Genomic DNA, 12,052 nt, shown 5'->3' with positions numbered 1-12,052 from the left:
ATGATAACGCATGTCGCCCGGAAGTGTGCAGCGGTTCTGGGGTCAACGACATGGATCAAAACGGCAGCCACAAAGCGAAAGGGCCGCGCTGTTGGCGCGGCCCTTCAATTCGAAGGAAGAGAAAGCCGGGGCCGGCTTACTGCTTGAACAGCGCCAGGATCGACTGCGAGTTGCCGTTGGCAATCGAGAGCGACTGGATGCCGAGCTGCTGCTGGACCTGGAGGGCCTGCAGCCGCGTCGATTCCTTGTTCATGTCGGCGTCGACCAGAGCGCCGACGCCCTTATCGATAGAATCCGACAGGTTCGACAGGAAGCTCTTCTGGGTGTCGATGCGCGACTTGGCGGCGCCGAGATAGGCAGCGCCGGTCGAGAGTTTGGCAAGTGCGGTTTCAACGCTGTCCAGAGCTGTGTCAATGTTGGCGTCCGTGACGGCGGCGGCGCTCGGGTCGAAGAAGGTCGTGGCCAGCAGACCACCGACGATGCCGCCCGTACCGGCGACGTCGAGAACCTGCGTGTCGGAAGCCTTGACGTCGATGGTGTCGATGGAGACGGTCGTGCCGGTGCGGTTGTAGGAGGCAACGATCTTCAAGTCGGAGGCGGCGGTAGCGTCGTTCTGCAGCAGGTTCGACCCGGCATAGGAGGCGTTGGTGACCGAGGACTTGATCTGCGCCTGGATGGCGTTGATTTCGGTCGCGATCTTCTGCTGGTTGTCCTGGCTGGCGCCGCGGGCGGTGACCAGCTTGGCCTTGATCAGATCGACCTGGTCCTTGATGTCGGTGATGGCGGTATAGGCGGTGTCGACCTTGCCGGCGCCGAGGCCGAGTGCGTCCTGAACGGCCGAAAGCGCCTTGTTGTCGGACTTCATCGTGGTGGCGATCGACCAGTAGGCGGCGTTGTCGCTGGCAGTGGCGACGCGGTAGCCGGTCGAAATGCGCGACTGGGTCATTTCGAGCTGCTTGTTGGTGTTGTTCAGGCTCTGCAGCGCAGTCAGCGCCGAGGCGTTGGTCATGATGCTTGCCAAGATATTTACCCCTTCTCAAAAACTGGCGTGTCACACGCCGGATCAATTTCATCAGGGGGTAGGCATTAGCCCATCGACCGTCTGGTCTGCCCGCCATGGTATGGTTAACCATGACTAGCGGGATATGGTTAATGGCCTGTTAAAACAAGCCAATCCGGGCGCCGGCCAGAAGCAAAATCGGCCGCCTTTCAAAGAGAAAATCAGCAGCGGCAAAAAAGAAATCGGGCCGCGCTGTTGGCGCGGCCCGATCGGATCTTGTCAGTCGTAAAGTCGAAAGATCAGCCGCGGAAGAGCGACAGGATCGACTGCGAGTTGCCGTTGGCGATCGACAGCGCCTGGATGCCGAGCTGCTGCTGGACCTGGAGGGCCTGCAGACGGGTCGACTCCTTGTTCATGTCGGCGTCGACCAGAGCGCCGACGCCCTTGTCGATGGAGTCCGACAGGTTCGACAGGAAGCTCTTCTGGGTGTCGATGCGCGACTTGGCGGCGCCGAGCGAGGCAGCGCCCGTGGACAGTGAGCTAAGCGCCGTTTCAACGCTGCCGAGTGCGGTGTCGATGGCGCTGTCGGCGACAGCGGCGGAGGTCGGATCGAAGAAGGTCGTGGCCAGCAGGCCACCGACGATGCCGCCCGTGCCGGCGACATCGAGAACCTGCGTATCGGCAGCCTTGACGTCGATGGTGTCGATGGTGACGGTTGCGCCGGTACGGTTATAGGAAGCGACGATCTTCAGGTCGGAGGCGGCGGCAGCGTCGTTCTGCAGCAGGTTCGAGCCGGCAAAGTTGGCGTTGGTCACCGACGACTTGATCTGCGCCTGGATGGCGTTGATTTCGGTCGCGATCTTCTGCTGGTCTTCCTGGCTGGCGCCGCGGGCGGTGACCAGCTTGGACTTGATCAGGTCGACCTGGTCCTTGACGTCGTTGATGGCGGTGTAGGCGGTGTCGACCTTGCCGGCGCCGAGGCCGAGCGAGTCCTGAACGGCCGAAAGCGCCTTGTTGTCGGACTTCATCGAGGTCGCGATCGACCAGTAGGCGGCGTTGTCGCTGGCGGTGGCGACACGGTAGCCCGTGGAAATACGGGCCTGGGTCATTTCGAGCTGCTTGTTGGTGCTGTTGAGGCTCTGCAGCGCGGTCAGCGCCGCGGCGTTGGTCATGATACTGGACATGGCTACTCGTACCTTGTTTTTTTACAGGGTGTTTTTTGACATACCGGCTTTTCCGGTATGACGGAGCGGCATCATGCCAATGATCGTGAGACCCGATCACCCGCCATCTGCGAGCAATATGCGGGCGAGTCCCTACCAAAGGGCTAAACGGGACGGTTAACCGGAAATATATTGCATGGAATTTTGGCCAGGTGCCACGCGCAGGTCGCGGGCGATCAGGTGAAGGATCGCACCAGGCTGCCGACAAGCAGGTTCCAGCCGTCGATGAGGACGAAGAACAGGATCTTGAATGGCAGCGACACGACGGTCGGCGGCAGCATCATCATGCCCATGGCCATGGTGATGGTGGCAACGATCAGATCGATGACGAGGAACGGCAGCACGATCAGGAAACCGATCTCGAAACCACGGCGGATTTCGGAGATCATGAAGGCCGGCACCAGGATGCGCAGGTCGACGGTTTCCTTGGCAACCACCTGGCCGCGCTCGCGGGCGAGGTCGGCGAACAGGTCGAAATCCTTGTCGCGGACGTTGTGCAGCATGAAGGTGCGGAACGGGTCCGAAATTTTCTCGAACGCCTCGGTCTGGCTGATCTGGTTGTCCATCAGCGGCTTGACGCCGGTGTTCCAGGCCTGGTCGAAGGTAGGCGCCATGACATAGAAGGTCATGAACAGCGACAAAGAGATCAGGATCAGATTGGCCGGCGTCGACTGCAGGCCGATGCCGGCGCGCAGGATCGAGAAGGCGATGACGAAGCGGGTGAAGCTCGTCACCATGATCAACAGGCCCGGCGCAACCGACAGCACTGTGAGCAGACCGAACATCTGGATGATATAGCCGACGGTGGCGCCGTCGGCTTTGCCGATACCGCCGAGGTCCAGCTGCTGGGCAGCGGCGACCGAGGTGGCGGCGACGACGATCGCGGCGGCGAGAAGCAGTTTTCTCATTCGAGCAGCAATGTCCTGATCAGAATCTGTTTGGCGTGGCCGCCGCTGCGGATCGCGGCGCGCTCCTCGAGGTCGGCTTTCAAATGCTGGTAGCCGCTGGCGCCTTCGATCTGATGCATCTTCAGGGTGCGGACCATGGCCAGCAGGTCCTGGTGAATGCTCTCGGTGAGTTCCGGCGGTTGCGGCGTATCGTAGACCACCGAGGCTTCCAGCCTTATCCAGATATCGGCCGGCGCGGCCAGATTGGTGGTGATCGGCGCCAGCTGCACGAGCGTCGGCCCAGTGCCCGGCGCATGTTCGGTGGCCGTGCTCTTCTGCTCGGCATTGGACTGGTTCTCGGGTGCGGCCGGCACCGGCACCGGTCCGCCGACACCCTTCAGATAACCGCCGGAGACCCAGCCCATGCCGACCGCAGCGCCCGTCACCGCCAAAAGCATGGCGAGCTGGATGACAAGCGACGGACCCTTCTTGGGCTGGACCTGTTCGACATTTGCCACGGCGCCGTTCTCCTGATCCTAGAAGGGGAGGACTTGGTCGAGGATCTGCTGGCCGTAGGCAGGTTGCTGGATCTCTGCAATCCGGCCGCGGCCGCCATAGGAGATGCGCGCCTCGGCGATGCGTTCGTAGGAAATGGTGTTTTCGGCGCCGATATCTGAGGGACGCACCATGCCGGCAATGGTCAGCACCCTGAGCTCGTAGTTGACGCGCACTTCCTGCGAGCCGCGGATCATCAGATTGCCGTTGGGCAGGACTTCGGTGACGACGGCGGCGACGTTGAGCTCGAGGTTTTCCGAGCGCTTGATTTCGCCGTCGGCGTTGGTTTCGGTGCTGGAGCTCAGGCCTGCGTCGCCCTTGCCGGTGGTGCTGGCATCTTCCCATCCGAGCTTGACGTCATAGCCGAGTTTGCGCGCGGCGGTGCGGCTGCGGTCGTTCTGGTTCTTGAAGTTGGCCTTGTCGTTGAGCTTGATCCTGACGGTCAATATGTCGCCATCGCGCAGCGCACGCGGATCGGTGAACAATCGGCTCTGGCGATCGTCCCACAGCGAGAATTTCTTCACCGGCGCCCGCGGCTCTTCCGGGTATGAGTAGGGCGCGTCGACGCTGCCGGTGATGCCGGTGCCGACCGGCGACAGCGCCGGCTCCCTGCCGATCTCCTTCGGGTCGACTGCGCAGCCAGACAGTGCTGCGGCGGCGACCAGGGTGAGCAACTGCAACTTCATGACGGATCTACCCTTCGGGCCGCGCTGGCCATGATGCCGGTGAGCGTGGCCGCCGCCTTCTGGTCCATTTCATTGAGAATGACGCCGGCCTTGCGCGAATCGAGTTTCATCAGGATGGCGGCGGCGAGATCGGGGGTGACCATGGCCAGGCGCTCGGCCGCGGCATCCGGTTTCATGCCGGCATAAATCTTGACGACGCCGTCCTCGGCGCGGGCCAAAAAAACTTCGCGCCGCTTCAGCCATTGCTCGTATTCGGCTCGCTTCTCGTCCAGCGCCTTCATACGCTGGTCGATGCCGGCCTGCAGCTGCTTCAGTTCCTCGGCCTGCAGCGCGTAGCGGCGGTCGCGGGCGGCGTCGGCGATGTTGGAGCAGAAGCGCTGGATTTCGCTCTCGTCCGGCGCTTTCTCGCGAACCAGCTGCTGAGCTGCTGCCGGCTGCTGCCCGCCGGGCAGAACCTGCCGAACCGCTTCTTCCGAGCGAACCGGGGAGCCTGCGAAAAGCGTAGTGACGGCGCAGGCCACCAGCGCTGCGTTGCGGCGGTTAATTCGGGAAAGACGAGTGATCATCGGCATGGCCTATTGGAGAACCAGATCGGCCTGCAAAGCGCCGGCCGACTTGATGCCTTGCAGGATGGCAATGATGCCGTCCGGCTTGACGCCGAGACGGTTGAGGCCCGACACCAGCGTTTCGAGGTTGGGTCCGTCGAGCACGGCGACACGCGCATCGGGCCGGGTTGCCTCGATGGTGGTGAAGGGTTCCTCAGCCGTCACGCCCTTGGAGAATGGCTCGGGCTGGACCACCTTCGGCTGTTCGGTGATGCGCACGGTGAGCGTGCCGTGGCTGATCGCCACCCGCGAGATCTTGACCTCATTGCCGATGACGATGGTGCCGGTGCGCTCGTCGATGACGACCCGCGCCGGCGTGTCGGATTCGACGACAAGGTTTTCGATCTCGGCGTAGAAGCGCGCCGCCGAAACATTCTTCGGCCGTCTGATCTGCACGGTGCGCGCATCGCGCTCGGCCGCCACGCGCATGCCGAAGCGTTGCGAGGTGTAGCCGTTGATGGCGTCGGCGATGCGAACTGCGGTCGAGAAATCGGGATTGCGCAGTTGCAAGGTGAGCAGCGACTGGTCCTCGAACTCGGCGCGCACCGTGCGCTCGACAATGGCGCCGTTGGGCACGCGGCCGGCTGTCGGCACGCCTTGCGTCAGCTTTTCCGCGTCGCCCTGGGCGGTGAAGCCGGACACGATCACCGAGCCTTGCCCGACAGCGTAGATTTCGCCGTCGGCCGCCTTCAGCGGCGTCATCACCAGCGTGCCGCCGGCGAGCGAGGTGGCGTCGCCCATGGAGGAGACGTCGATGTCGATGCGGGCGCCCGACTGGACATAGGGCGGCATGTTGGCGGTGACGATGACGGCGGCGACGTTCTTGGCCCGCGCGCTGCCGCCTTCGGTGGCGATGCCGAGATTTTCGAGCATGGCGCGGATCGACTGTTCGGTGAAGGGCGAATTGCGCAAGCTGTCGCCCGATCCGGCGAGGCCGATGACGAGGCCATAGCCGACGAGCTGGTTGTCGCGCGAAGCCTGCAGCTGGGCGATGTCCTTGATGCGCGATGCGACCTGGCCGGGCGGCAGCGAGCTCGGGCCGTTGGACACCCTGAACATGCGGCTGGTGGTGGCCGGGTCATATTCGGGATCGACGAAGACGCCGCCATTCTGGCCGGCAAGATCGCGCTTTTGTTTCGGCGTAAGACCATCGGCCAGCGCCGGCTGCAGGCCGAGGATGGCCGCAAGCAGAAGGGCAGGTACGCGCCTCATGAAGCGCTTACCCGGATGGTGCCGTCGGCCATCACCGTGCCGGAAAAGATCTTGCCGCTGTCGGCGTTGCGGACCTTGATCAGGTCACCCGCGGCGCCCGGCTGGAGCGACACGGCCGTGGCCGAAATGGTGAGGTCGCCGGCGATGAAATAGACCTGTACGGCGGCACCCTGTTCGACCAGCCAGGCATCGCGGATGGCGGCGACCGGAATGTAGCGGCCGGGCAGCAGCGTGCGCTTGGCGACCTTGCCCTGGAGTTCCTGAGCCTGCGTGGCGACCGCGTCTGGCCTGTGCTTGCCGGGGAGCAGCGTCACCGGTTTCAAGGCGCCGGTGTCGATCATCTCGCCGGGGTAAATAACCCGATTGGGGATCAAGACGACTTCGCCGACCGCCTGGTTGCTGGCGATCTGCGTGGTGGTCTGCTCCTGCGCAAAAGCCGGCACGCTGCCGGCCACCAGCGCGAGAATCAGCGCGGTGCGGCAAAGCGCGGAGCGGGAGGCCGGAGAGACCATCAAACCTTACCTGATGTTCTTGGACACGACCGAGGCCATGTCGTCGGCGGCCTGGATGACCTTGGAGTTCATCTCATAGGCGCGCTGCGCCGAGATCAGCTCGGTGATTTCCTTGACCGGATCGACGTTGGACGCCTCAAGATAGCCCTGCTCGACCGTGGCAAAGCCTGGATCGCCGGGCACGCCGACATTGGCCGGGCCGGAGGCCGGCGTTTCCTGGAACAGATTGTCGCCGAGCGGCGCCAGGCCGGCTTCGTTGGCGAAGTTGGCGAGCTGCAGCTGGCCGAGCAGCTGGAGATCGGTCTGGCCGTCGATGCGGGCAAAGACCTGGCCGGTCTTGTTGACGACGACTTCGATGGCATCGACCGGCACGGTGATGGCCGGGATGACATTGGCGCCGTCGACGGTCACCAGCTGGCCGGTGGCGTTGGTGTTGAAGGCGCCGGCGCGGCTGTAGAGCGTGCCGCCGTCGGCGCCCTCGATCTGGAACCAGCCGCGGCCGGTCAGCGCCATGTCGAAACTGTTGCCGGTCGAGGTCAACTCGCCCTGTGTATGGACGTTGCGCACCGCGGTCGTCTTGACGCCGAGGCCGATCGAGACGCCTTCCGGCACCAGCGAGGAGTTGGAGCGGTTGGGAACGCCTTGCGTGCGGTCGACCTGGTAGAGAAGGTCGGAGAATTCGGCCCGCGCGCGCTTGTAGCCGGTGGTGTTGATGTTGGCGATGTTGTTGGCGATGACTTCCAGATTGGTCTGCTGGGCGTTCATGCCGGTCGCTGCAATGGCGAGTGCTTTCACGGCAAGTCTCCTCAGATACCCATACGACTGATTTCGAGATAGGCGGAGACGACCTTGTCGCGGATGGCGATCGTGGTCTGCAGGGCCTGTTGGGCGCTCATGACGGCGTCGACGACCTGGCGGGTGTCGGCGTCGCCCTTGAGTGCCTGGATCGAGACCTGCTCGGCATTCTGCAAGGTGTTGACGGTCTTTGAAGCAGCCTGGCTCAGCGCCTCGGCGAAGGTGCCGGCGATTTCGCCGCCGGCCATTGGCGCCGTGGTGCCCTGAAACAGGTCGGTCGCGGCGTCGGCGCCGCCGATCTCCGGCTTGAGTGGAAGCGATCCGATACCGCCAATGCCGCTGATCATTACTGGTTCCTCATCAGGTCGATGGTCATGGAGATCAGATCACGCGCCTGCTTGATGACCTGAAGGTTGGCTTCGTAGGAACGGTTGGCTTCGCTCATGTCGGCCATCTCGACCAGCACGTTGACGTTGGGCATCTTGACGTAGCCCTTGTCGTCGGCGGCCTCGCTGCCGGGTTGGAACTCGACGGGAAAGTCGCTGGGATCGCGGTCGATGGAGTTGACCTCCACCATCGTGCCGCCCGAGGCGCGGTCGAGCTCGGAGACGAAACTGATGGTCTTGCGGCGATAGGGGTCGGCGCCCGGCGTGTTGCCGGTCGACTGCGCGTTGGCGAGGTTTTCCGAGACGACGCGCAAGCGGTCCGACTGGGCGCCGAGGCCGGATGCGGCGATCTTGAGGGCTGCGGTGAGCGCGTCCATGGTCAGGTCTTGACCGCCATCATCATCATCGAATGGAAGGCCTTGACGATCGCCGTGTTGAGCTCGAAGGAGCGGCGGACCTCGCCGGCCTTCATCAGCTCGTTCTCGACCACCACGGTGTTCTTCGACGGCATGATGGCGCCGGTCGTTTCCTCGGGCTTGACCGTGAAGCCGGCATTGGTGGCCGTAGTGCCGAGATGCCCGGCCTGGGTCGCGGTCAACGACACTGCGGTGCGGTCGAGTACCTTCTCGAACGGCTCGACATCGCCGGCGGTGTAGCCCGGCGTGTTGACGTTGGCGATGTTACCGGCAATGGCGGACTGACGCACGGACAGCCATTGCGACTGCTTGGCTGCAAGATCGAAAAGGTTGACGGGCTCCATGGGGATCTCCAGGCTGGTACGCACCAGACTAGGCCGCCAGTCTTGCGCGGACCTTGCGCGGACCCGGGGGGTAACCCGCGTGTTCCGCTATTTGGAGAGTTCGATCACCTGGTCGGCGCTGGTGACCATTACCCATTTGCCGCCGCGCTGCTCGATCGACGAGACGGTGCTGGAGTCGGGCAGCTTCGAGCCGCGCTGGACGATCCACAGGCCGGCGTCGTCCTCGATCATGGCGCGGCCGTTGGCGACATGGACCATGCGGAATTTGGGATCGCCCGGAAAGGCCTGCTCGTCGGCGTCTGGAGGCTGGGCCTTGTCCTCCGGATCCTGCAGCGTGCCGGTGGCGAACAGGTCGACGTCGGGTACATCGTTCGCCGTCAGCGGCTGGCCGGAATTCTCCATCTGCGAGCCGCCGCTGACACGTCCGGCATTGGTGCCGCTGCCGCCGAACTTGATCGCCTGGACGCCGAACTGGTCCTGGTTGAAGAAGATGTACCAGGGAAACAGCGCGCAGATCAGGCCGAGCGTGATGCCCAGCGCGGCAAAGACGATATCGCTGCGGCGGTCATCGTTCTTTTTCACCTTGGGAAACTGCGCCCTTGGCGGCTGCGGCCAGTCGACGTCGGGAAAGAGCCCATCGAGAAGCGAGTCACGGCTGGCCGCGATCGCCTCGTTGAGTTCGGCATGCGGAGCCTTGGGCAGCGGGGGCTTGGCGAAAGTGGGGGGAGCAGGTCTGGCCACCTGGGGGAGGGCAGGCTTGCTGACATCGCGCAACGCAGTTTCGACTGTCCTGGGCGATGCCGGCTTGGTGTCGCTGGTTGGAGCAGGCTCGGCCATTTTGCGCGAGGCGGACTTGGCCGCTTTGCGCGCCGCCAGCCTGGCTGCTTTGCGCGACGCGGCCTTGGACGCGGTGCTCGATATGAGTTTCACGCTTCGCGATGCAAGCTTGGATACGCCGCGCAAGGCAGCCTTGGGCGCACCGACCAAGGCAAGCCTGAACGGGCTGGGTGTGGATGGCTCACCCATGCCGGGCAAGGCCAGGCTGGTCCTGCTCGGCAACGCAGACTGAGACGAGCCGAGCAAGGCTGGTTCGGGCACGCTGCGCAGCGCAGGCTGGACCAGTCTCGGCAGGGGTGGCTTGGCCGCCCTGGCCAATGCGGCCGCGGTTTTGGCTGCCTTGGCGCGATCAGCTTTCGCTTTGGCAGCCCTCGCTTCGTCAGCCCTGGCTTCCTCGGCGGCACTAGCCTCGGCCAGCATCTCGCGCAGGAGCCGCTCGGTGTATTGGCGCTCAGTCTCCGGCATCGACACTTTGCTTGCCTTTCAGATGACGGGCGAGGTCGGAGAATGCGTCGCTTGAGGCGCGATCCTTCGGCGACTGCGTCAGCGCTTCATAGATCAGCGGCACCTGGCGCACCGCAATGTCGAGCTCGGCATCGGCGCCGCCCTGGTAGGCGCCGAGCAGGCGAATATCGCGCGTGTCCTCGAAGCGCGAGATCATCGACTTCAGCCTGGTCACCAGCATGCGCTGCTCGGGGCTCCATGCCTTGTCGGCAAGGCGCGAGATCGACGACAGCGGATTGACGGGCGGATAGCGGCCCTGTTCGGCTATGGCGCGGTCGAGCACGACGTGGCCGTCGAGGATGCCGCGCACCGAATCGGCGACCGGGTCGTTGTGGTCGTCGCCGTCGACCAGCACCGAGATGATGGCGGTGATCGACCCTTTTCCTTCAGCACCCGGCCCCGCACGCTCAAGCAATTTGGGCAGGTCGGTGAAAACCGAAGCGGGATAGCCGCGGGCGACCGGTGGTTCGCCGGTGCCGGTCGCCACTTCGCGCAACGCGTGGGCAAAGCGGGTGATCGAATCCAGCACCAGGAGCACACGATGACCCTGGTCGCGAAAATGCTCGGCAACGCGCATAGCGGTGTCGGGCGCGCGCCGGCGCATCATGGCGCTCTCGTCGCTGGTGGCGACGACGGCGACGGTCTTGGCCATGCTTTGCGCGCCGATCGTGTCTTCGAGAAATTCGCGCACCTCGCGGCCGCGTTCGCCGATCAGCGCCACGACCACGGTGTCGAAGGCATCGGCGCCGGCCAACATGGCGAGCAGCGTCGACTTGCCGACGCCGGATCCGGCAAAGACGCCGAGGCGCTGACCGAAGCAGAGCGGCGTGAAGATGTCGATGACCTTGACCCCGGTCGTGAAGGCGGTGCCGACGCGCTGCCGCGACATGGCGCCGGGCGTAGCGCCTTCGCCGATTGCCGCTTCGCCGTTCCTGATCAGCGGCGGCCCGCCGTCGATGGCGCGAGTCAGCGCGTCGATGGCGCGCCCGCGCCACGAGGCGTGCGGCGTCACCACCAGCGGACCGCGCCGAAACACGGCGTCGCCGATACCGGCATCGGCGCTGCGCTCAAATGGCGCGATGACGACCTCGTCGCGGCCGATCCTGACGATCTCGCCGCGCCGCGTGCCGGCATTGCCGCGCTGCTCGACGAGATCGCCGAGCCTGGCGATTTCGGACAGGCCGCGCACCTTGTAGTGCGTCGGCGAAACCTCGGCGACGCGGCCGCCGCGCCGCACCAGCGTTTCGGTATCGTCGAACCGGCGCCAGATCCGCTCCAGGGCAGCCAGCCGGTTTTCAGGCGCTGCTTCCGGCTGGCGTTCAAGCGCGCGTATCGATGATTGGCTGCTCGACATGCCGCTACGACTTGGAGCCGAGCGTCTTGATGGCGTCGTCGGTCGAGGCGTCGGTCTGGCGCATTAGCGCCGCCGTGTTCTCGAAGGCGCGCTGGACCATGATCAGGCGCGTCATCTCCAGCACCGGGTTGACGTTGGATTCCTCGACAAAGCCTTGCGCGACACCGAGATCGGAGCGGTCGGTGACCGGCTCGGGCGCGCGTGAGGGAACGATGCCCGAATTGCCGTAGCGGACGAAATTCGGGCCTGGGTCGAAATTGAACAGCCCGATGGCGCCGACAAGCTTGTCGCCCTGGCGCAGCGAGCCATCGGCGCCCGCCTTGGGCGGGCCGTCGCGCGGATCGAGCTGGATCGGCGCGCCGCCGGCATCGAGCACCGGATGGCCCTCGAGCGACATCAGCTCGCCGTTCTCGTTCATCGAAAACCGCCCGTCGCGCGTCATCACGGTGCCGGCCGGCGTATCGATGCCGAACCAGGCATCGCCCTGGACGGCGAAGTCGAACGGGTTGCCGGTCTCCGTCATCGCGCCATGTGCGCCGGAAAGATAGGTCTTGCCCGAAGAGGCGAACGACACGGATTTGGCGCCGGTGCCGGAGACCACATCCTCGAACTTCACGCCGGTGGCGCGAAAGCCGATGGTCGAGGCATTGGCGACATTGTCGGCGATGGTGTCGAGACGGCGCTCGAGCGCGATCTGTGAGGAAAGGGCGACGTAGAGGCTGTCCTGCATGGGTGC

Annotated in this window: 15 protein-coding genes; all 15 read right to left on the bottom strand. The window is 64.5% G+C overall.

All coding sequences use genetic code 11. From position 1 onward, the window contains the following. Positions 1-136 precede the first annotated feature (136 nt). The 15 genes from ACWGTI_RS03150 to flgF all read right to left on the bottom strand — a co-directional run bounded on the left by ACWGTI_RS03150 (position 137) and on the right by flgF (position 12,046). Positions 137-1,021, bottom strand: a complete 885-nt coding sequence (locus tag ACWGTI_RS03150; RefSeq protein WP_454585752.1) for a flagellin N-terminal helical domain-containing protein — start codon at positions 1,019-1,021, stop codon at positions 137-139. A gap of 278 nt (positions 1,022-1,299) precedes the next feature. After that, positions 1,300-2,184, bottom strand: a complete 885-nt coding sequence (locus ACWGTI_RS03145; RefSeq protein ID WP_454585751.1) for a flagellin N-terminal helical domain-containing protein — start codon at positions 2,182-2,184, stop codon at positions 1,300-1,302. A 215-nt stretch (positions 2,185-2,399) separates the two neighbouring features. Continuing rightward, positions 2,400-3,131, bottom strand: coding sequence for a flagellar type III secretion system pore protein FliP (gene fliP, locus ACWGTI_RS03140; protein WP_023828200.1), 732 nt, complete (start codon positions 3,129-3,131; stop codon positions 2,400-2,402). Further along, positions 3,128-3,628, bottom strand: a complete 501-nt coding sequence (locus ACWGTI_RS03135) for a flagellar basal body-associated FliL family protein (RefSeq protein WP_454585750.1) — start codon at positions 3,626-3,628, stop codon at positions 3,128-3,130. The genes fliP and ACWGTI_RS03135 overlap by 4 nt, the downstream gene beginning before the upstream one ends. Before the next feature lie 18 nt (positions 3,629-3,646). Then, positions 3,647-4,351 carry a flagellar basal body L-ring protein FlgH gene (gene flgH, locus ACWGTI_RS03130; protein WP_454574559.1) on the bottom strand — a complete coding sequence of 235 codons (705 nt, stop codon included), beginning with the start codon at positions 4,349-4,351 and terminating at the stop codon, positions 3,647-3,649. Further along, a complete protein-coding gene (locus ACWGTI_RS03125) occupies positions 4,348-4,923 on the bottom strand; it encodes a MotE family protein (RefSeq protein ID WP_454585749.1) in 576 nt (191 codons plus the stop codon). Before ACWGTI_RS03125 ends, flgH begins: the two co-directional genes overlap by 4 nt. A gap of 3 nt (positions 4,924-4,926) precedes the next feature. After that, the gene (locus tag ACWGTI_RS03120) at positions 4,927-6,168 is read right to left on the bottom strand and encodes a flagellar basal body P-ring protein FlgI (RefSeq protein WP_454585748.1); all 1,242 of its coding nucleotides are present in this window, start codon (positions 6,166-6,168) and stop codon (positions 4,927-4,929) included. Beyond that, entirely contained in the window at positions 6,165-6,680 is a 516-nt protein-coding gene (gene flgA, locus ACWGTI_RS03115; protein ID WP_454585747.1) for a flagellar basal body P-ring formation chaperone FlgA, read from the bottom strand. Before flgA ends, ACWGTI_RS03120 begins: the two co-directional genes overlap by 4 nt. Before the next feature lie 6 nt (positions 6,681-6,686). Continuing rightward, the gene (flgG, locus tag ACWGTI_RS03110; protein WP_112559336.1) at positions 6,687-7,475 is read right to left on the bottom strand and encodes a flagellar basal-body rod protein FlgG; all 789 of its coding nucleotides are present in this window, start codon (positions 7,473-7,475) and stop codon (positions 6,687-6,689) included. An 11-nt stretch (positions 7,476-7,486) separates the two neighbouring features. Beyond that, positions 7,487-7,822 (bottom strand): flagellar hook-basal body complex protein FliE, encoded by a 336-nt coding sequence (locus ACWGTI_RS03105; protein WP_142865958.1) that lies wholly within the window; start codon positions 7,820-7,822, stop codon positions 7,487-7,489. Further along, complete coding sequence (gene flgC, locus ACWGTI_RS03100) at positions 7,822-8,238, bottom strand: flagellar basal body rod protein FlgC (protein WP_454585746.1); 417 nt, start codon at positions 8,236-8,238, stop codon at positions 7,822-7,824. The genes ACWGTI_RS03105 and flgC overlap by 1 nt, the downstream gene beginning before the upstream one ends. A gap of 2 nt (positions 8,239-8,240) precedes the next feature. Next, positions 8,241-8,621 (bottom strand): flagellar basal body rod protein FlgB, encoded by a 381-nt coding sequence (gene flgB, locus ACWGTI_RS03095; protein ID WP_454585745.1) that lies wholly within the window; start codon positions 8,619-8,621, stop codon positions 8,241-8,243. A gap of 87 nt (positions 8,622-8,708) precedes the next feature. After that, a complete protein-coding gene (locus ACWGTI_RS03090; protein ID WP_454585744.1) occupies positions 8,709-9,923 on the bottom strand; it encodes a hypothetical protein in 1,215 nt (404 codons plus the stop codon). After that, a complete protein-coding gene (fliI, locus tag ACWGTI_RS03085) occupies positions 9,910-11,316 on the bottom strand; it encodes a flagellar protein export ATPase FliI (protein WP_454585743.1) in 1,407 nt (468 codons plus the stop codon). The genes ACWGTI_RS03090 and fliI overlap by 14 nt, the downstream gene beginning before the upstream one ends. A 4-nt stretch (positions 11,317-11,320) precedes the next feature. Next, positions 11,321-12,046, bottom strand: a complete 726-nt coding sequence (flgF, locus tag ACWGTI_RS03080; protein ID WP_454585742.1) for a flagellar basal-body rod protein FlgF — start codon at positions 12,044-12,046, stop codon at positions 11,321-11,323. Positions 12,047-12,052 lie beyond the last annotated feature (6 nt).

Source organism: Mesorhizobium sp. ArgA1 (assembly GCF_053714375.1).
This window is presented reverse-complemented; position numbering and strand designations above follow the sequence as displayed.

What these genes read in the sequence shown, in the direction of transcription:
- ACWGTI_RS03145 (WP_454585751.1), bottom strand. Translation starts at nt 2,184, where the DNA reads ATGTCCAGTATCATGACCAACGCCGCGGCGCTGACCGCGCTGCAGAGC.
- fliP (WP_023828200.1), bottom strand. Translation starts at nt 3,131, where the DNA reads ATGAGAAAACTGCTTCTCGCCGCCGCGATCGTCGTCGCCGCCACCTCG.
- flgH (WP_454574559.1), bottom strand. Translation starts at nt 4,351, where the DNA reads ATGAAGTTGCAGTTGCTCACCCTGGTCGCCGCCGCAGCACTGTCTGGC.
- ACWGTI_RS03125 (WP_454585749.1), bottom strand. Translation starts at nt 4,923, where the DNA reads ATGCCGATGATCACTCGTCTTTCCCGAATTAACCGCCGCAACGCAGCG.
- ACWGTI_RS03120 (WP_454585748.1), bottom strand. Translation starts at nt 6,168, where the DNA reads ATGAGGCGCGTACCTGCCCTTCTGCTTGCGGCCATCCTCGGCCTGCAG.
- flgA (WP_454585747.1), bottom strand. Translation starts at nt 6,680, where the DNA reads ATGGTCTCTCCGGCCTCCCGCTCCGCGCTTTGCCGCACCGCGCTGATT.
- ACWGTI_RS03105 (WP_142865958.1), bottom strand. Translation starts at nt 7,822, where the DNA reads ATGATCAGCGGCATTGGCGGTATCGGATCGCTTCCACTCAAGCCGGAG.
- flgC (WP_454585746.1), bottom strand. Translation starts at nt 8,238, where the DNA reads ATGGACGCGCTCACCGCAGCCCTCAAGATCGCCGCATCCGGCCTCGGC.
- flgB (WP_454585745.1), bottom strand. Translation starts at nt 8,621, where the DNA reads ATGGAGCCCGTCAACCTTTTCGATCTTGCAGCCAAGCAGTCGCAATGG.
- ACWGTI_RS03090 (WP_454585744.1), bottom strand. Translation starts at nt 9,923, where the DNA reads ATGCCGGAGACTGAGCGCCAATACACCGAGCGGCTCCTGCGCGAGATG.
- fliI (WP_454585743.1), bottom strand. Translation starts at nt 11,316, where the DNA reads ATGTCGAGCAGCCAATCATCGATACGCGCGCTTGAACGCCAGCCGGAA.
- flgF (WP_454585742.1), bottom strand. Translation starts at nt 12,046, where the DNA reads ATGCAGGACAGCCTCTACGTCGCCCTTTCCTCACAGATCGCGCTCGAG.